The sequence below is a fragment of the Vibrio sp. UCD-FRSSP16_30 genome, from assembly GCF_001676025.1.
In the GTDB taxonomy this organism is placed as follows: domain Bacteria; phylum Pseudomonadota; class Gammaproteobacteria; order Enterobacterales; family Vibrionaceae; genus Vibrio.
The window spans coordinates 107,867-126,803 of the sequence record NZ_LZFW01000079.1 but is presented as its reverse complement, the minus strand read 5'-3'; the positions used below and the strand labels follow the sequence as shown (position 1 = coordinate 126,803).

Below are 18,937 nucleotides of genomic sequence, written 5' to 3'. Positions count from 1 at the left end.
TTTTGCTGAACGCAACCATGGATCTTTTATGTCTTCGAACTCAGAACAAGCCACAGTAAATAGATATCAGCAACTTATTAGTAAATTCACGTTCATAACAGAGCTATGGCCTCAGCATAGGCTCGAAGAACTCGACAAAGTGATTAACTTTAGCGCCTTTATCTTTAATCGGCTTCTTTCTGATGAAGCGTTATTAAAAAAGCTTCCTGAGATGCTAGACAGTGCTGAGAGATGTGCGCATTACCGCACGGATCTGAATCAACAGTTGGCGCAATGTCTTGATGAAAATAGCATAATGCAAGAGCTGCGTGCCTTTCGTAATCATGAAATTATCACCATAGCGTGGAGAGACATCGTTGCAAGCTGGTCGGTAGAAGAGAGCTTGTGTCACGTATCAGAACTGGCAGAAGCGATGATTTTTGAGAGTTACGCTTGGCAGTATGCCGATTGCAGCAAATTATGGGGTACGCCAAAAAGTGCTGATGGCACAGAGCAACCTATGTTGGTCATTGGTATGGGCAAACTAGGCGGTGGTGAACTTAATTTTTCATCGGACATCGACCTTATTTTCACCTATCCAGAAAATGGTGAAACAGAAGGGGTAAGACGCTCTATTTCTAATGCGCAGTTTTTTACTCGTTTGGGGCAGCGTTTGATCAAATCTCTTGATCAAGTCACTTTGGATGGATTTTGTTATCGCGTTGACATGAGGCTACGTCCTTTTGGTGAGAGCGGCCCATTGGTGATGAGTTTTGCTGCATTGGAAGACTACTATCAAGAGCAAGGGCGAGATTGGGAACGTTATGCGATGGTGAAAGCTAGGGTCATGGGACGGGAAATGTACCCTCAATATCAAGAGCTTCGTCAGATGTTACGTCCATTTGTATTCCGTCGCTATATCGACTTTAGTGCTATTCAATCATTACGCCGCATGAAAGCGATGATTCGCAGTGAAGTTCGTCGTCGAGGACTGACCAATAATATTAAACTAGGGCCGGGTGGAATTCGTGAAATTGAGTTTATTGCGCAGGTTTTTCAGCTCATTCGAGGCGGCAGAGAACCTAGTTTAAGAGGGCGAGGATTACTGGAAACCCTAGAAGCAATTAAACAACAACATCTGCTTGAACCTGAGGATGTTGATGGCATGCGCTCCTCTTATTGCTTCTTACGTCGCCTTGAGAATCTACTGCAAGCGATGGAAGATAAGCAAACGCAAACGTTGCCTGATGACAGTGACAATCAACAAAAACTGGCCAGTGTTATGGGCTTTGCTACTTATCAGCAATTGCAGGCTGAATTAAGCCAACATATGGCCAATGTTCACCAAGTATTTGAAGATCTTATTGGTGATGAAGAAGAGAATGGTCAGGTTATTGATTCTATCTACCAAGAGTTATGGAGTGTGGCAAAAGATCCTGAGCAGGTTATTGGTATTTTGCATGAACTGTCTTTGGACGTAAAAGAGAAACAACTGTCCGATTTATCAAACAGTTTGTGCTCGTTTAAGGCAGAGTTGGGTAAGAAAACCTTAGGTCCAAGAGGGCGAGAAGTGGTTAGGCACTTAATGCCTAAACTTATTTATACTGTGTTATCTCACCCTGAGGGTGAGTTTGGGTTGGAGCGAGTACTTACCGTACTTTCTAAGATAGTGACTCGTACAACGTATTTAGAGCTTCTTGATGAGCACCCTGCGGCATTAGAGCAGTTAGTTAAGCTGTGTACTGCAAGTCCTATGATTACCGAGCTATTGGGCCGTTATCCTATTTTGCTTGATGAGCTCTTAGACCCTCTACAGCTGTATAAGCCTGTAGAGCTAAGCAGTTATAAGAGTGAGCTTCGAGACTACCTTGCACGTATCCCCGAAGAGGATATGGAGCAGCAGATGGAGGCACTTCGCCAGTTTAAGCAAACGTGTATTTTACGTATTGCGGCAGCTGACATTACTGGAGTCCTGCCTGTGATGCAGGTGAGCGATCATTTAACATACTTAGCTGAGGCAATCGTTGAGCAAGTGGTTAATCAAGCTTGGCGTCAAATGGCAGAAAAGTATGGCGATCCAAACCATTTACTTAATCGAGAAGGGCGTGGTTTTGCTGTGCTTGGCTACGGTAAAGTGGGTGGCTGGGAGCTCGGCTATAACTCTGATTTGGACATTGTATTTGTTCATGATTGTCCTTTATCTGCGTATACCGATGGAGCTAAGTCTATTGATGGCAGGCAGTTTTATCTTCGTCTTGCGCAGCGAATCACTCATCTATTTTCTACCCGCACCGCTTCTGGGATCCTTTACGAAATTGACACAAGATTAAGACCGTCAGGTGCTTCAGGTTTGATGGTAAGCCCAATCGACTCATATGAAGAGTATCAACTCCAAGAAGCGTGGACTTGGGAGCATCAGGCGATTGTGCGTGCTCGCCCTATTTATGGTGATAATATTTTGCTGGATGCCTTTGCTAAGGTAAGAAAGACAGTATTGTGCTTACCTAGAGAGCAAGATCAACTGCGCACAGAGGTTGTAAAAATGCGCGAGAAAATGCGCGATCATTTAGGCAGTAAAAAGAAATATCGTTTTATGCTAAAGCAAGATCATGGCGGCATTACCGATATCGAATTCTTAACGCAATATTGGGTGCTTAATTACTCTCATAAAGATCCGAGTCTTAGTCAGTGGTCTGATAATGTGCGGATCTTACAAAGTTTAGTTGATGCCGATTTGTTGAGTGCAGAACAGTCAACAAAACTGATAGAAGCTTATACCTCAATGCGAAATGAAATACATCGACGTAACTTACTCAATTTAGATGCGGATGTGGCTGAGGATAAGTTTGTTGAACAACGTAAATTTGTCAGTGAGATGTGGTGTAATTGGATGAATAAAGAGCAACAAAGTTAAATTGCTCAAATGCTTAGCCATACTTTGATGTATCCTTAGCTATGCTAGAATTATTACCAGAAATTGTTATCAAAAATTATTATGTGGAGTCGTTATGAAACCAGTCTTGCCTGACTATAGCCAAGCCGATGTTCTTATTATCGGAGACGTGATGCTTGATCGCTATTGGTACGGTCCAACAGGACGAATCTCACCAGAGGCTCCTGTACCTGTCGTGAAGGTTGAAAATAACGAAGAGCGTCCAGGCGGTGCTGCGAACGTTGCGATGAATATTGCCTCACTGGGCGGGGCCTCTCATTTGATTGGTTTGACCGGAACCGATGAACCGGCGCGCGTATTGACAGAAAAACTGAGTGCACTCAATGTTCAGTGTGACTTTATTGCTCTACCTGATTACCCAACAATTACTAAGTTGCGTGTCATGAGTCGAGGCCAACAACTGATTCGTCTTGATTTTGAAGATAAATTTGAAAATATAGACTCAAAGAAAGTGCTATCTCGATTAGAACAGTCTATTCAAAACAGCAAAGCTATCATTTTGTCAGATTATGCTAAGGGCGCTTTAGAGCACTCTAAGGCAATGATCGAAAAAGCGAAAAGTGCAGGAGTGCCTGTTTTTGTTGATCCTAAGGGGGCTGACTTTGAACGCTACCGAGGTGCAACGTTACTTACGCCCAATATGTCAGAGTTCGAATGTGTAGTTGGACCAATTAAAGATGATCAGCAGTTAGCAGAAAAAGGGCTACAACTGATCGAACAATTTGATTTTGAAGCGTTATTAGTGACTCGCAGTGAGCATGGCATGACATTACTGCGCCGAGGCCTAGAACCATTCCATTTACCGACTCAAGCTCAAGAAGTTTATGATGTGACCGGTGCGGGCGATACAGTGATTTCAGTATTAGCCGCGTCTGTAGCAGCAGGTAAGCCACTTGATGAAGCTTGTGCACTGGCTAATGCAGCAGCAGGCGTTGTCGTAGGTAAACTAGGTACATCGACCTTATCTACCATTGAATTGGCTGAAGCAATACATGGTTCTCAAGATACTGACTTTGGTGTGATTGGTGAGCAAGCTCTAATTGCTGCTGTGAAAAAAATGCAAGCTAAGGGCGAGCGTGTTGTCATGACAAATGGTTGTTTTGATATTTTACATGCCGGGCATGTCTCTTATCTAAACCACGCAGCAGGGCTTGGCGATCGCTTAATTGTAGCGGTGAATACTGATGATTCAGTTAAACGCTTAAAAGGACCTGCAAGACCGGTTAACCCAACAGATCGCCGTATGGCAGTCTTAGCGGGATTAGGCGCTGTAGATTGGGTTGTGCCGTTTACCGAAGATACACCGCAGCGACTTATTTCTGAGGTTCTGCCTGATTTATTAGTCAAAGGTGGCGATTATAAGCCAGAAGATATTGCCGGAGGCAAAGAGGTGATTGACGCTGGTGGACGTGTAGAAGTGCTTAACTTTGAAAATGGCTGCTCTACTACTGAAATTATTGAAGCGATTAAGGGCGGAAAAGAGTAATCCTAATCACTGGCTTCTCTTTATTCCATTTCGCTTAAAACAAAAAAGCTGATCATTATGATCAGCTTTTTTATTATTTGATAATCACATTATTGCGATTAAAGCAGTAATTAAGATGCTTTAGCTTTGCTATCTATGGCTTTAACTTGTAGACCATCATTAATGTCTAATACATCTTGTTCGCTAAGTGTCCCTACCGCTTCTTTTAGTTGAAGAACGCTAAGAACATAATTGTAACGAGCATCAGATAGGTTACGTTTTGCTTCAAATACACGACGAGTAAAATCTAATACATCAACAACGGTACGTGAGCCAACTTCATAGCCTGTTTCAACCGCTGCTAGAGCTGATTCAGCTGAAACAAGAGATTGTTCAAAGGCACGAATAGAGCCAATCGTAGCATCAATGTTGTTGTTTGATGCGCGCACTGTTTTAACAACAGAGCGATAAGACGCTTCCAGATCTTCACTCACTGCGACATAGTTGTATTCAGCTTGTTTAACCTGAGAAGTGGTATTGCCACCAGTGTAAAGAGGTACGACAAGGTTGATACCTAAGTTGTATTTAGTGCCATCGACATCGCCACCACCAATAGTACCGTTGCCATATCCAGCATCAGCATCAAAGGTTAAAGAAGGCAAGTGACCAGAGCTTGCTAGGCGAATATTATCACGTGCAATATCTTGGTTAATACGAGCAGCAAGTAAGCTTAAGTTCTCTTCTTGAGCTTGCGCGACAAGAGCATCGGTTGATTTTTCGCTTTTAGCGGCAGAGAAGCGATCAATATTCAGTGAATCTAAATTTTGATGTCCGGTACCTGTGATTTCACGTAATGACTCGTAGCTATTAACGAGCGCATTTTGCGCCGTAACTTCTTCTGCTAATACGCTATCGTACTCAGCTTGAGCTTCATGAACGTTAGTGATTGCAGAAAGGCCAACATCAAAACGTTGTTTTTCTTGATCAAGTTGACGCTCAACAGCGCTTTTTTCTGCTTGAACAAACTCTAGAGTATCTTGAGCTCGCAATACTTCAAAATAAGCAGTAGCAACACGCAAAATCAGATCTTGCTGTTTTGCCGCGTATGCTGAATCGGCTTGACGGGCTTTTTTCTCTGTTGTTTCTAGCGTTATCCAGCTTGAGCGTTGATAAAGCTCTTGGCTTAACCCGATACCAGCGGTAAAGGCATCAGTTTTTGCCGAATTTGGTTGGTAACCTTCACCGTAATTGTAGCCTGCAGTAAGATTGATTTGAGGTAGCAGGGTACTACGTGATGAACTGATAGATTCAAAGGCTGCGTCACGTTGAGCAGCTGAGCGTAATAGTTGAGGGTCACTATTTTTCGCTTGATTATAAACATCCGCTAAGTTTTCTGCTGCGGCTGATAAAGACAGACCACACAGGGAAGCTGAAATAAAAATGGACAGCGCTTTTTTCATTGTCGTAACTCTTCCTGCTACTTAAATTGAGACTCAATAACTAGATTATAGGTATTTAATTGAATTTGAACCGATTTTACACAGCTTTACATAGAGTACTCAAAAATCAGCAAAAACTCTATTGTTAAGGCGGTTTAGTTTTAAATTTTTATCTGCCTAGATTATAAGGCAATATTATTCTGGCTTTACAGGGAGCAAACTATAGATAAGTGTTGCTTACACTTATCTATAGTTTGCCACGTCACTTATTTACAGAGAGTACCTATGCCTAACTCTAATTCTAGAGCTTATCCCACATTTGACAGTAATGATGTGGAAATCATAGACACTAAAACTGTTTTTAATGGTTTTTTTAGTGTGGTTGAAGTGAAGTTTCGTCACCGATTATTTGCTGGTGGATGGAGTGAAAGCATTAGTCGAGAGTTGTTTGAGCGTGGGCATGCGGTTGGATTGTTACCTTATGATCCTATTAGTGATCAATTGATCATGGTAGAACAAATACGAGTAGGTACATTGCATGAGCCACGTCCTTGGCAATTGGAGATTGTCGCAGGGATGTTAGATAAAGAAGGTGAAAAACCTGAAGATGTGGCAAGACGAGAGACAATAGAAGAAGCAGGCTTACAGGTAAAGCGCATTCAACACATCAGTGGTTATTATCCGTCTGCCGGTGGTTGCTCTGAACGTTTAGAATTATTTGTGGGTCAAGTTGAAGCGCCAAGTGTTAGTGGTGGTGTTTTTGGCTTGCAATCAGAAGGGGAAGATATTCGCGTGCATGTGTTAAGCCGAGAAGTCGCTTATGAATTAGTGAAAAATGGTACAATCGAGAACGCAGCATCAATTATTACCATTCAATGGCTAATGCTTAATCATCAACAATTGAGAGAACAATGGTTAACTCAAAGCAAGTAGATTCAATTTATCATGTTGATTTCGTAGGACTCATGCGCCTATACGAAACCAATTATGCCAAATTAAATGCTTTGTTACCGCATCAAGCGGAGGTGGGAGATAGTCGAACTTATCAAGTTCAAAGCATGGTTTATCAGATTAATATTATCGAAATCACGCGCTACACTACTGTCGTCGATATCTATCAGTGTGATCAATGTCCCATTTTTCCACTTCCACATATGACGGTACGCCTATATCACGATGCAAGGGTTGCAGAAGTGTGTGCAAGTGAAAAAATAAGAGTAATTCATGCACGTTATGATTATCCAAATAAAAAAATGATGCAGAAGGATGAAAAACACCAGCTCAATCAGTTTCTCGGTGATTGGCTGACCTTTTGTTTAAAACAAGGGATAAGCAGAGAGCCCTTATTGTGAATTCGGCCTATAAATAATATTGGAAAGACAGATTGTGGAACCTCAAATAGTTGTGACAGAAGATACTGTCCAATTGATACAGATTACAGATACGCACTTATTTGGTGACGGTGAAAGGTGCCTGCTAAGTGTGAATACTGGACTGAGCTTTCAAGCTGTGGTCGAGGATATTGTGATGAAAGACTTATCTTTTGATGCGATTGTCGCAACGGGTGATATATCACAAGATCACACAACCGCCTCGTACGCTCGCTTTGCTGATGGAATCGAAAGGTTAATTAAACCTTGCTATTGGTTGCCGGGTAATCACGATCAAAAATCAACTATGAGCAGCGTATTACCTTCTGAGCAGATCCATGAGGTTGGGCATGTGCTGGCCGGTGATTACTGGCAGTTGATAATGCTTGATAGTCAGGTAGAAGGTTTACCTCATGGCTACCTTGAACAACAACAATTGCAATTGCTTGAGCAAAAGCTGAACCAATATCCAGAACGCCACACTTTAGTCATGTTGCACCATAATTCATTACCTATTGGTAGTGCTTGGCTTGATCAACATAAATTACAAAAAGCGCATCAGCTATGGGAAGTGCTCGATCGACATCAAAATGTACGAGCAGTATTGGGTGGGCATGTTCACCAAGATTTTGCAAAAGAACATAATGGGGTGCAGGTTATTGCTACGCCCTCAACCTGCATTCAATTTAAAGCCAATACCGATGAGTTTGCCTTAGATACTCTGCCCCCAGGTTGGCGCTATTTACAGTTACATAAAGATGGTCATTTATCATCGACACTTTATCGTCTTGCCGAAGGATGTTTTGTTCCCGACTTTGATGCTCAAGGCTATTAAAAATGACGGTTAGCCGTAAGCCTTCAATGCTTCTTTATTTGCATGGATTTAACAGTTCACCGCAATCACATAAAGCGCAAGTGATGCGTCAATTTTGTACTCAATATAGACCTGATATTCGTTTTGTTGCGCCGGCACTGCCAGTCTATCCTGATGCCTGTATCAAACGTCTACAAGAGCTGTGTGATGAATGGGTTACTGAGTATGAAGTGGCTTTAGTTGGAAGCTCTATGGGCGGATATTTATCAACATGGCTAAATCAAAAGTACGGTTTCAAAGCGGCTTTGATTAATCCTGCGGTTAAACCTTTCGAGTTACTGCAAGACTACCTAGGACCTCAATTCAATCCATACAGCAAAGAACAGTATCTTTTAGAGCAAGTGCATGTTGAGCAACTTAAAGCGATTTATGTACCTTTGATAAGCAATGTCTCAGATTTTTGGCTGCTGCAGCAAAAAGGTGATGAGGTATTAGATTATCGTCAAGCAATCGACAAGTACCAAGGGTGCAAACAGACGGTTGAAGAGGGCGGTGATCATAGTTTTATTGGGTTTGAGCGCTACTCAAGTGCAATAGTAGAGTTTCTTCAACTCTAGGTTAAACCTTAAGCTACAATTTACTATCTTCGTCTAATAAGCGCACAATCATCATGCTTTTTAATCAGGAAACGGGCGCAAACTTGACATAACCGCCACAGCGCCAGACTATGTAAGGTAGTCTAGTTGTATTGAGGTTATGGAAGATTAATTAGTGAGCTAAAGTTCAGCTATTTACCATACCTGTTTAATAACTAATTATTGTTTATCAGTTTTGTATCTATATCAGATGCCTATTTTCCAAATTGATAGACAGTAACACTCCCATTAAGTAGTCGATTGCTGTTTTCATCAATGATGAAAAGCGATGTTTAACAACGCCAAGAGTAAATTTTCAAATTATGACTGAACAATATAACGCTGGGGCGATAGAAGTCTTAAATGGTCTAGAGCCAGTCCGCCGCCGCCCTGGTATGTATACCGACACTGTCCGCCCCAATCACCTTGGGCAAGAAGTCATCGATAACAGTGTTGATGAAGCATTAGCTGGGCACGCATCCAAGATACAAGTCATTCTTCATGCCGATCAGTCATTAGAAGTGATTGATGACGGGCGAGGTATGCCTGTTGATATCCATCCGGAAGAAGGTATCTCTGGTGTCGAGCTTATTTTATGTAAGCTGCATGCTGGTGGTAAGTTCTCGAATAAAAACTACCAATTTTCGGGCGGTTTGCACGGGGTTGGTATTTCAGTTGTAAACGCACTATCAAAACGTGTCGAAGTGAATGTTCGTCGTAATGGTGAGGTTTATCAAATTGCTTTTGAGCATGGCGATAAGGTAGAAGATCTATCAGTCGTTGGCACTTGTGGCAAACGTAATAGTGGTACCAGCGTTCATTTCTGGCCTGATAGTAAATACTTTGATTCTGGTAACTTTTCGGTATCAAGATTGGTTAATAATCTTAGAGCTAAAGCCGTATTGTGCCCAGGCCTTGAGATTATATTTAGCGACAAGGTAAACGGAAAAGAACATAAGTGGTATTACGAAAGTGGCCTTAAAGACTACCTAATCGAAGGTGTGAAAGGGTATACATTATTACCTGAAATTCCTTTTACAGGTGAATTTACCACCGAAGTTGAAGCTGCTGACTGGGCCATTGTTTGGCAACCTGAAGGTGGTGAACTGATCACCGAAAGCTACGTGAATTTAATCCCAACATCACAAGGCGGTACGCATGTTAATGGCCTTCGCCAAGGTCTACTTGATGCTATGCGTGAGTTTTGTGAGTTCCGTAATTTATTACCTCGTGGGGTCAAAATTACTGGAGATGACGTTTTTGAGCGTTGTTCCTATGTCTTATCGATTAAAATACAAGACCCTCAATTTGCAGGGCAAACGAAAGAGCGTTTGTCCTCACGTCAATGTGCTGCATTTGTGTCTGGTGTGGTTAAAGATGCCTTTAGTTTATGGCTCAATGAAAAACCTCATATTGCCGAGCAACTAGCAGAAGCTTGTATTGCTAACGCACATCGCCGCATGCGAGCGAGTAAAAAAGTAGTACGTAAAAAGGTAGCATCAGGCCCTACGCTCCCAGGTAAGCTGACGGATTGTTCTGTTCAAGATTTAGCTCGAACAGAGTTGTTCTTAGTGGAAGGGGATTCCGCGGGAGGCTCTGCAAAGCAAGCTCGCGATCGTGAGTTTCAGGCTATCATGCCTTTGCGTGGTAAAATCTTAAATACTTGGGAAGTGAGCGCAGATCAAGTGCTTGCGTCACAAGAAGTTCATAATATATCCGTTGCTTTGGGGATTGATCCCGACACTGAAAACTTAGACGGCTTACGTTATGGCAAGGTGTGTATTCTAGCGGATGCGGATTCTGATGGTCTGCATATTGCCACACTATTGTGTGCTTTATTCACTCGTCACTTTGGTGCTTTGGTGCGTGCAGGGCATGTGTATGTTGCCATGCCGCCGTTATTTAGAATCGACTGTGGTAAAGAGATTTTCTATGCTCTCGATGAAAGTGAGAAAAATGGCATATTAGAGCGTTTAAGTAACAAACGAGCCAAAATTAATGTTCAGCGATTTAAAGGACTGGGTGAGATGAACCCATTACAGCTTCGCGAAACAACAATGGATCCTAATACTCGTCGTCTGGTTCAGTTGACTATAGATGATGATGAGAAAACGATGGAAATGATGGATATGTTGCTAGGTAAAAAGCGTGCAGATGACCGCCGTCATTGGCTGCAAAGTAACGGCGACATGGCTGAGGTATAAGAATGTCAAACGAGATTACATACGACGGCGTTGAGCAGTTACCGCTGCGAAAGTTTACCGAAGACGCTTATTTAAACTATTCAATGTACGTCATTATGGACCGTGCATTGCCGTATATTGGCGATGGTTTAAAACCGGTACAACGTCGTATTATTTATGCGATGTCAGAGCTGGGTCTATCAGCATCATCAAAATATAAAAAATCGGCCCGTACGGTTGGCGATGTATTAGGTAAGTATCACCCACATGGTGATTCAGCCTGTTATGAAGCGATGGTACTAATGGCTCAGCCATTTACTTATCGTTATCCGCTAGTCGACGGACAGGGAAACTGGGGGGCACCCGATGACCCTAAATCTTTTGCCGCAATGCGTTATACCGAGTCTAAATTATCCAAATTCGCTGAAGTTTTACTGGGCGAATTAGGCCAAGGTACAGTGGAGTGGCAGCCTAACTTTGATGGTTCGATGAAAGAGCCACAGATGTTACCTGCACGTTTACCGCACATCTTACTTAATGGTATCACCGGTATCGCTGTGGGTATGGCGACCGACATTCCACCACATAACGTGCGTGAAGTGACGAGTGCAACGATCGAATTAATTGATAATCCAAAGGCTGAACTGCCGGATGTCATGAAATTTATTCAAGGACCAGATTACCCAACAGAAGCGGAAATCATTTCGCCTAAAACCGATATCGAAAAAATCTATCGTACCGGTCGTGGTAGCATCAAAACTCGTGCGGTTTGGCATAAAGAATCCAGTGATATTGTGATTACGGCACTGCCTCATCAAGTTTCAGGCTCTAAGCTTCTTGAGCAAATAGCCAACCAAATGCGCGCGAAAAAGCTGCCTATGGTGGATGATTTGCGTGATGAGTCTGACCATGAAAATCCAACTCGAATTGTGATTGTGCCACGCTCAAATAGAATTGATTGCGATCAGCTGATGAACCATCTATTTGCTTCGACTGATCTCGAGAAAAATTTCCGCGTTAACTTAAACATGATTGGGCTTGATAATCGCCCACAAGTTAAAGGTCTAGTTCAGATACTTACCGAGTGGATTGAGTTTCGTCGCACTACGGTGCGCCGTCGCCTGCAATATCGATTAGATAAAATCTTAGCTCGCTTACACATCTTAGAAGGTTTACTGGCCGCTTATCTTAATCTTGATGAAGTGATTGAGATAATCCGCACCGAAGATGAGCCTAAAGCGGTATTGATGTCGCGATTTGAGCTGACAGATATTCAAGCTGATGCGATTTTAGATACTAAATTACGTCAATTGGCGAAACTAGAAGAATTTAAGATCCGTGGTGAGCAAGAAGAGCTAGAAAAAGAGCGTAAGCAACTAGAGTTGTTATTAGGTTCTGAGCGTCGTTTAAATACGCTACTGAAAAAAGAACTTATCGCCGATGCTGAAAAGTATGGTGATGATCGCCGTTCTCCGTTGATGATACGTGCGGAAGCAAAAGCGTTAACCGAGAAAGATCTACTGCCGAATGAACCGATTACGGTAGTCCTATCTGAAAAGGGTTGGATTCGTCATGCCAAGGGACATGAGGTTGATGCCTCAACCTTAAATTATAAGTCTGGCGATAAATTCCTTACCTCAGCAAAAGGTAAGAGTAACCAGCAAGCGATATTCCTTGGTACTGATGGGCGAAGTTATTCACTTGAATCTCACTCGCTACCTTCAGCAAGAAGCCAAGGTGAGCCAATCACCGGACGCTTGAACTTGTCTACCGGTACGCATATTCGTCAGGTATTGATGGGTGAAGAAGAACAGCTATGGCTAGTTGGTTCTGATGCGGGCTACGGTTTTGTGTGTCGTGGCAGTGATTTACTGTCGAAGAACCGCAATGGTAAAGCGCTGGTTAATTTGCCTCAAAGTGCTGAGATTTTAGCACCAAGCGCTATATCAGAGCTGGATCGAGATGAAATTCTTGCGATTACCAACCTTGGGCGGATGTTGATCTTTGCTATTAAAGATCTGCCTCAGCTAAGCAAAGGTAAAGGCAATAAGATCATTAATATTCCTTCTGCTAAAGCGAAAAGTCGTGAAGAGTTTGTCACTCAGCTTATTGCTATTCCAGCCAATGCAACGGTAACGTTATATGCAGGTAAGAGAAAGTTAGGCTTAAAACCAACCGACCTTGAAAACTTTAGAGGGGAGAGAGGACGCCGAGGCGCTATGTTACCTCGTGGCCTACAACGAGTTACCGCGATTGAAGTTCAGGAAAATGACTAAGTCTTAATTTCAGTAACATAATTAGAAATAAATAAGCCCCTTAATAATATGAATTATTGAGGGGCTTGTTGTTTTAGATGCTTATTTATTAAGGCGTCAAACGTCGGTTATCTTCGCCAATTTCTACGGTAAGATGTTGCTGTTTACCGTCACGGACAATGACAATGTCAAGTTTTGAGCCCGGTCTAGAGTCGGTTACTGCATCCATAACGTTTTGGCGATTATCCGCCACCATATCGCCAATTTTTACAATGATATCTTGAGCTTTCATTCCGGCTTTATCAGCAGGGCCACCCGGTTCCACCCCTAATATAATAATGCCACCGGTAAAGTTTCCAGCTAACAATCGGTTAGTCATAGAACTAATGTTTTGACCATCAACACCGATATATCCACGAATGACGCGCCCATCAGCAATGATTTTATTCATGATTTTCCAAGCCAGCTTTTGCGGAATAGCAAAAGAAATACCATAGGTCTCTAAGTCAGTCGCTTGCTGAAATGAGGCGGTATTGATACCGACAAGCTCTCCTTTAGAGTTGACGAGAGCTCCCCCGGAGTTACCGTCATTGATTGCAGCATCGGTTTGAATAAAGGCCTGCCTACCATCGGCACTAATTGATGAGCGACCTGTGGCTGAGATAATGCCAAAGGTGGTGGTTTGTCCTAGGTTGTAAGGGTTACCTATTGCTAAAACAATATCCCCAACTTTTGCTGAATAATTAGGGTTTAGAGGGATGACAGGAAGATCCGACATGGATATTTGTAATACCGCAATATCGGTACGACGATCTTGTCCAATTAACTGAGCGCTGGCAACACGTCCATCTTGTAGCGCCACAATGACTTGATCGGCACTGGCCACAACATGGTAATTTGTGATGATATAGCCTTTATCACTGACAATAACACCTGAGCCTAAGCCTTGAGTTTTTAGCTTACTGCGATCACTTTCAGAGTATTGACGACTATAAATATTAACAACCGCAGGGGCTGCGCGTTGCACCGCGTCGTTGAAGGACATTGCACTGGAGTTGAGAGCAGTGTTTGCCTGAGAAGATGTAGGTATGATTTTACTACGCAGATTGGGCACCACAGCAATGATCAATGCGGCTGCTAGTAATCCAAGTAAAACGGAGCGTAATAAGAATTTCAGCATGATGCCCTCAGAAAGTGATGTCTCAATGCAAAGCATAACACTCAATTTTAAGTAAGGAAAAGGGAAGCCGATCAGCTTCCCTTCATTTACTTAAAATAGAGTCAATAGTTTGTTTTAACGAGTTATTTTTAGCGAACCGTTTTAACGAACAATCACCACGACTTTTCTATTTCCGCGAATAATATTTAAAGCAAGAATACCGTCTTGTTTTTCAATAATAGAGCGAAACTCTTTTAAATTAGATGTTGGTTGACGGTTAACACCGACAATAATATCACCTTGCTCAATTTGATAAGATGCTGCCGCTGAATTCTCAGCCACAGAAGTAACTTTAACGCCCTGATGAGGCTCATTTTTACTTGTGTTACTAAGAGCTGCACCCGTTAAACCAGGATGGAGTTGTTCGGCTTTGGTTTGCTGAAGCGATGATTCTCCAAGAGTGACATCAAATGTCTTATCTTTACCATCACGAATGACGCCAAGCTGAACTTTCTTACCTGCGCCTAAAGTGGCTACTTTTGCTCGTAATTCACTAAAGGTATCAATGCTTTTGCCATTGACTGAAACAATGACATCGCCAGCTTGCAGGCCGGCTTTTTCAGCGGCGCTGTCTGGCATAACTTGGTTGACGAAAGCACCTCGGCTGGATTCATAACCTAAAGCATCGGCTAATTCGGCCGTGATTTCACCACCTTGTACACCGAGCATGCCGCGTTTTACTTCGCCAAACTCAATGATTTGATCGCTTAGATTGCGAATCATATTGGCCGGAATGGCAAACCCAATACCGACATTGCCGCCGTTTGGCCCAAGAATAGCGGTATTTATCCCAATTAAGTTACCATTGAGATCAACCAGTGCCCCTCCTGAGTTACCCGTATTAATCGCGGCATCGGTCTGGATGAAATTCTCCAGATTATCAAGGTTTAATCCGCTGCGTCCAAGCGCAGAGACAATACCCGAAGTCACGGTTTGACCTAGCCCGAATGGATTACCTATCGCCACTGCAAAATCGCCAACTCTAAGGTTATCGGAGTCTGCAAACTTGATCTCAGTGAGTCCTTTGGGCTTTTTATCTAGCTTTAGTAGTGCGATATCAGACATCTGGTCACTACCAATAACCTCCGCATCGTACTCTCTGCCGTCGGTTAACTGCACCTTAATACTGTCTGCGCCGTTAATGACATGATAGTTAGTCACTATATGTGCATTATCGGCATCAATAATCACCCCAGAACCTAGGCCTCTAAATGGTCGCTCTTGTGCTTGTTCTGTGGGAAGTTCATCGCCAAAGAAAAAGCGAAAGCTATCTGGGATCTGCAGTTTAGATACTTGAGTGCCTTCTACAGCAATGGTGACAACCGCAGGAGAAACACGCTCAAGCATTGGCGCAAGACTTGGCAGTTCATTGTTATCCACTTGTACAGGTAGGGCTGCACTGGCGTGCAATGGGGTGATGATGGAACTTAAGCTCAATGCGATAGCCGATAAGGTCAGCAAAGGTCTTTTCATCGTTAACTCCTTGTAGTCGATACTTTCAAGCTTGAGACAGAGAAAAGGAGCGTAAGTTCCATAAAGAGATGCAAACCTAAAGGATGGTTGCATACTCAAGTTATTGAAAGTTCCAGTTTTTAAAGTATGGAATTATGTCGCTTTAATTGCGTCAGGTGCTTTCAGAATTTCCTTTTCTTCATCTTTAAGCATACCTGTTGCGCCATTAGCGTAATCTTTTGGTGGTAAACTACCTGAGTCCTTTTCTTCAGTCTCTTTTTCAGTTGCTTCAAGACGTTTTGCAAATGGATTGTCTTGAGTTGGGAGATTAGGTAGCAACTCATTTGATGTTTTTGCCATATGCTCATAGAGCTTACGGTAATCTTTACCTATGTTATCGAGGATTTGAGCAGACTCTGAAAAATGGTCATTGATATCCTGACGTTGCTGTTCAAGTTCGAATTTTTTAGTTTCTAATTCTTTTTGCAGTTCTTTTTGTTTTTTATATTGAGGCGTGGTGATACGAGAAACGATCACTCCAACAATGATTCCCACGAATAAACCGACAATCGCATAAATCCAAGGCATAGTATTTCCTTTTGTTAATCTGTTAACAATCTAGTTACTGCGTTCTTACACCGCAACATAGCTCATGTTACTATGAGAACCTTATCCAATAAAGAATCTAATTTAGTTCATCATTTAAAATGACGCCCTTAGACAAATATCAATACGATATAAATCATCACGGATTTCAGTTTGATCCCCAGCAGCATAAGGCTGTACAAGCGTTTGACGACTTATATAGTCGTTTGACTGAGTTTGCTCAGGCCCCTGAGGCTCCTGTTGTTAAAGGATGGCGAGGTTGGTTTAGTAAGCCCCAACCGGTCATTTCACCTCAAGGTCTTTATATATGGGGGGGGGTAGGTCGCGGAAAAACCTATCTTATGGATACGTTTTTTGATTTATACCCAAGTAAAAGAAAAATGCGTATGCATTTTCATCGCTTTATGTATCGCGTGCATGATGAATTAAAACAACTTCAACAGCAAAGCGATCCCTTAGAACTCGTTGCTGATAAGTTTAAGAGTGAAGCTGATGTTATTTGCTTTGATGAGTTCTTTGTTTCAGACATTACCGATGCCATGTTGCTAGGAACATTATTTGAAGCTCTGTTTGCGCGAAATATGATTCTTGTGGCGACATCAAATATTCCCCCTCATCTTTTATACCGCAATGGGCTGCAGCGAGCTCGATTTTTGCCTGCTATAAAGCTGATTGAACAAAACTGTCAGGTATTTGAATTAGACAGCGATAATGATTTTCGAATGCGAACCTTACAACAAGCTGAGTTGTATCATTATCCTTTAGATGATTCGGCACAGCATAATCTTGATGCCTACTTTGAATCGTTAAGTGCTGTTAATGTCGAAAATGGCAAGGTTGAGACAATAGTCGAGGTTAATCACAGACAAGTTGATGTTATCCGAGCTTATAACGGCGTTTTGATGGCAAGTTTTGCTCAATTATGCCAAACGCCACGTAGCCAGAACGACTATATTGAACTTTCGCGTGAATACCATACGGTATTGCTCAGTGATATGCCTAAGCTAGATGCCAGTAATGACGATGCGGCTAGGCGCTTTATCGCTTTAGTCGATGAGTTTTATGAACGACGTGTTTGTTTGATCATTGCCGCTCAAGTGCCATTAATGGAACTTTATGCTGGAGGTCGACTGGAGTTTGAATTTCAGCGTTGTGAATCACGCTTAACTGAAATGCAAAGCAGTGACTACTTAGCTCAAGAACACTTAGCTTAAATGAGGAATATCTGAACTCGATTGAGTGTCGATATGAATTGAGATAATGATTGGTGAAAAAATACGCAAGAAATTACTCGTGTAGGATTGCGTTTTTGCTACGCTTCGGTATAATCCTGCGACCCACCGTTACTGCTGGTAATTTTTTATTTTAAAAATTGCCAAAGAGTGCCACCACTCGAAGGGGTGATGACTGGGCTCTTAGACAGTGGGAGCAACCGCTCCTTAAAGTTTAATTTCAAATTAACGGGTTATTATTAGCATGAAAACATTCGTTGCTAAACCAGAAACAGTAAAACGTGACTGGTATGTTGTAGACGCAGAAGGTAAAACTCTTGGTCGTCTTGCAAGTGAAATCGCTTCTCGCCTACGCGGTAAGCACAAAGCTGAATACACTCCTCACTGTGACACTGGTGATTACATCATCGTTGTTAACGCTGAGAAAGTTGCTGTAACAGGTAACAAGGCTAAAGGTAAAGTGTATTACCGTCACTCTGAATTCCCAGGTGGTCTAAAATCTATCACTTTTGAAAAGTTGATCGACAAGAAACCAGAAATGGTTATCGAACTAGCTGTTAAAGGTATGTTACCACGTGGTCCTCTAGGCCGCGCAATGTACCGTAAGCTAAAAGTATACGCTGGCGCTGAGCACAACCATGCTGCTCAACAACCACAAGTACTAGACATCTAATCGGGGATATTGGAAATGGCAGAGAATCAATACTACGGCACTGGTCGCCGCAAAAGCTCAGCTGCTCGTGTTTTCATCAAACCGGGTGCTGGTAACATCGTAATCAACAAGCGTAGCCTTGATGTTTACTTTGGTCGTGAAACTTCTCGTATGGTTGTTCGTCAGCCACTTGAGCTAGTTGAAATGTTAGACAAGCTAGACCTTTACATCACTGTTTCTGGTGGTGGTATTTCTGGTCAAGCTGGCGCTATCCGTCACGGCATCACTCGTGCTCTTATGGAATACGATGAAACTCTACGTCCTGCTCTACGCGCAGCTGGCTACGTTACACGTGACGCACGTCAGGTTGAACGTAAGAAAGTTGGTCTACGTAAAGCACGTCGTAAACCACAGTTCTCTAAGCGTTAATCTTTCTTATTCAGAAAGGGCAATGCTCTGGCTTTCGAGCTGGAATTGTGTCAAAAAAGCTCGGTATTATACCGGGCTTTTTGTTTTTTTATCTCCGCAAAATCTCCTCAGTCGTTACTATCTCCCACAGTAAATGTTTCACTTTCCCTTCTTTTGTGACCTATGCTCTGATTTGCTTCAGAGATGTTGTGAAAAAGTAGCTTTATCTTGTCATAAACTGGTGTTTTCTTTATCATTTCACCCACAAAAATAGA

Annotated in this window: 15 protein-coding genes; 11 read left to right on the top strand and 4 right to left on the bottom strand. The window is 42.5% G+C overall.

Features of this window, described 5'->3' with window-relative positions; genetic code table 11:
* Nucleotides 1-28 precede the first annotated feature (28 nt).
* Together glnE and hldE are read left to right on the top strand one after the other, a co-directional pair.
* Nucleotides 29-2,893: a bifunctional [glutamate--ammonia ligase]-adenylyl-L-tyrosine phosphorylase/[glutamate--ammonia-ligase] adenylyltransferase gene (gene glnE / locus A9260_RS15700; protein ID WP_068700627.1), complete on the top strand. Its 2,865-nt coding sequence runs from the start codon at nucleotides 29-31 to the stop codon at nucleotides 2,891-2,893.
* Nucleotides 2,894-2,987: 94 nt separating this feature from the next.
* The gene (gene hldE, locus A9260_RS15695) at nucleotides 2,988-4,418 is read left to right on the top strand and encodes a bifunctional D-glycero-beta-D-manno-heptose-7-phosphate kinase/D-glycero-beta-D-manno-heptose 1-phosphate adenylyltransferase HldE (RefSeq protein WP_068700625.1); all 1,431 of its coding nucleotides are present in this window, start codon (nucleotides 2,988-2,990) and stop codon (nucleotides 4,416-4,418) included.
* 110 nt (nucleotides 4,419-4,528) lie between these two features.
* On the opposite strand, the gene tolC is transcribed toward hldE, so the two are convergent.
* Nucleotides 4,529-5,857, bottom strand: coding sequence for an outer membrane channel protein TolC (tolC, locus tag A9260_RS15690; RefSeq protein ID WP_068700624.1), 1,329 nt, complete (start codon nucleotides 5,855-5,857; stop codon nucleotides 4,529-4,531).
* A gap of 264 nt (nucleotides 5,858-6,121) precedes the next feature.
* On the opposite strand from tolC, the gene nudF reads away from it, so the two are divergent.
* The 6 genes from nudF (at nucleotide 6,122) to parC (ending at nucleotide 13,114) form a co-directional block, all read left to right on the top strand.
* Entirely contained in the window at nucleotides 6,122-6,769 is a 648-nt protein-coding gene (gene nudF, locus A9260_RS15685) for an ADP-ribose diphosphatase (RefSeq protein WP_068700623.1), read from the top strand.
* Complete coding sequence (locus tag A9260_RS15680) at nucleotides 6,748-7,188, top strand: DUF1249 family protein (protein ID WP_068700622.1); 441 nt, start codon at nucleotides 6,748-6,750, stop codon at nucleotides 7,186-7,188. The genes nudF and A9260_RS15680 overlap by 22 nt, the downstream gene beginning before the upstream one ends.
* A 34-nt stretch (nucleotides 7,189-7,222) precedes the next feature.
* Nucleotides 7,223-8,041, top strand: coding sequence for a 3',5'-cyclic-AMP phosphodiesterase (gene cpdA, locus A9260_RS15675; protein ID WP_068700620.1), 819 nt, complete (start codon nucleotides 7,223-7,225; stop codon nucleotides 8,039-8,041).
* Between the two features lie 2 nt (nucleotides 8,042-8,043).
* The gene (gene yqiA / locus A9260_RS15670; protein ID WP_068700618.1) at nucleotides 8,044-8,637 is read left to right on the top strand and encodes an esterase YqiA; all 594 of its coding nucleotides are present in this window, start codon (nucleotides 8,044-8,046) and stop codon (nucleotides 8,635-8,637) included.
* A 341-nt stretch (nucleotides 8,638-8,978) separates the two neighbouring features.
* Nucleotides 8,979-10,859, top strand: coding sequence for a DNA topoisomerase IV subunit B (parE, locus tag A9260_RS15665; RefSeq protein WP_068700615.1), 1,881 nt, complete (start codon nucleotides 8,979-8,981; stop codon nucleotides 10,857-10,859).
* Nucleotides 10,860-10,861: 2 nt separating this feature from the next.
* On the top strand, nucleotides 10,862-13,114 hold the full coding sequence (gene parC, locus A9260_RS15660; RefSeq protein WP_068700613.1) for a DNA topoisomerase IV subunit A: 2,253 nt from the start codon (nucleotides 10,862-10,864) through the stop codon (nucleotides 13,112-13,114).
* Nucleotides 13,115-13,202: 88 nt separating this feature from the next.
* Here the strand turns inward: parC and degS are convergent, their stop codons facing one another.
* The 3 genes from degS to zapG all read right to left on the bottom strand — a co-directional run bounded on the left by degS (nucleotide 13,203) and on the right by zapG (nucleotide 16,352).
* Nucleotides 13,203-14,273: an outer membrane-stress sensor serine endopeptidase DegS gene (gene degS / locus A9260_RS15655; RefSeq protein WP_068700679.1), complete on the bottom strand. Its 1,071-nt coding sequence runs from the start codon at nucleotides 14,271-14,273 to the stop codon at nucleotides 13,203-13,205.
* 141 nt (nucleotides 14,274-14,414) lie between these two features.
* Entirely contained in the window at nucleotides 14,415-15,785 is a 1,371-nt protein-coding gene (locus A9260_RS15650; protein WP_068700611.1) for a DegQ family serine endoprotease, read from the bottom strand.
* 132 nt (nucleotides 15,786-15,917) lie between these two features.
* Nucleotides 15,918-16,352 (bottom strand): Z-ring associated protein ZapG, encoded by a 435-nt coding sequence (gene zapG, locus A9260_RS15645; RefSeq protein WP_068700609.1) that lies wholly within the window; start codon nucleotides 16,350-16,352, stop codon nucleotides 15,918-15,920.
* Between the two features lie 119 nt (nucleotides 16,353-16,471).
* On the opposite strand from zapG, the gene zapE reads away from it, so the two are divergent.
* The 3 genes from zapE (at nucleotide 16,472) to rpsI (ending at nucleotide 18,683) form a co-directional block, all read left to right on the top strand.
* Entirely contained in the window at nucleotides 16,472-17,584 is a 1,113-nt protein-coding gene (zapE, locus tag A9260_RS15640; protein WP_068700606.1) for a cell division protein ZapE, read from the top strand.
* Between the two features lie 262 nt (nucleotides 17,585-17,846).
* Nucleotides 17,847-18,275, top strand: a complete 429-nt coding sequence (gene rplM, locus A9260_RS15635) for a 50S ribosomal protein L13 (RefSeq protein ID WP_021714364.1) — start codon at nucleotides 17,847-17,849, stop codon at nucleotides 18,273-18,275.
* A gap of 15 nt (nucleotides 18,276-18,290) precedes the next feature.
* The gene (gene rpsI, locus A9260_RS15630; protein WP_017026825.1) at nucleotides 18,291-18,683 is read left to right on the top strand and encodes a 30S ribosomal protein S9; all 393 of its coding nucleotides are present in this window, start codon (nucleotides 18,291-18,293) and stop codon (nucleotides 18,681-18,683) included.
* The last annotated feature ends 254 nt before the right edge of the window (nucleotides 18,684-18,937 follow it).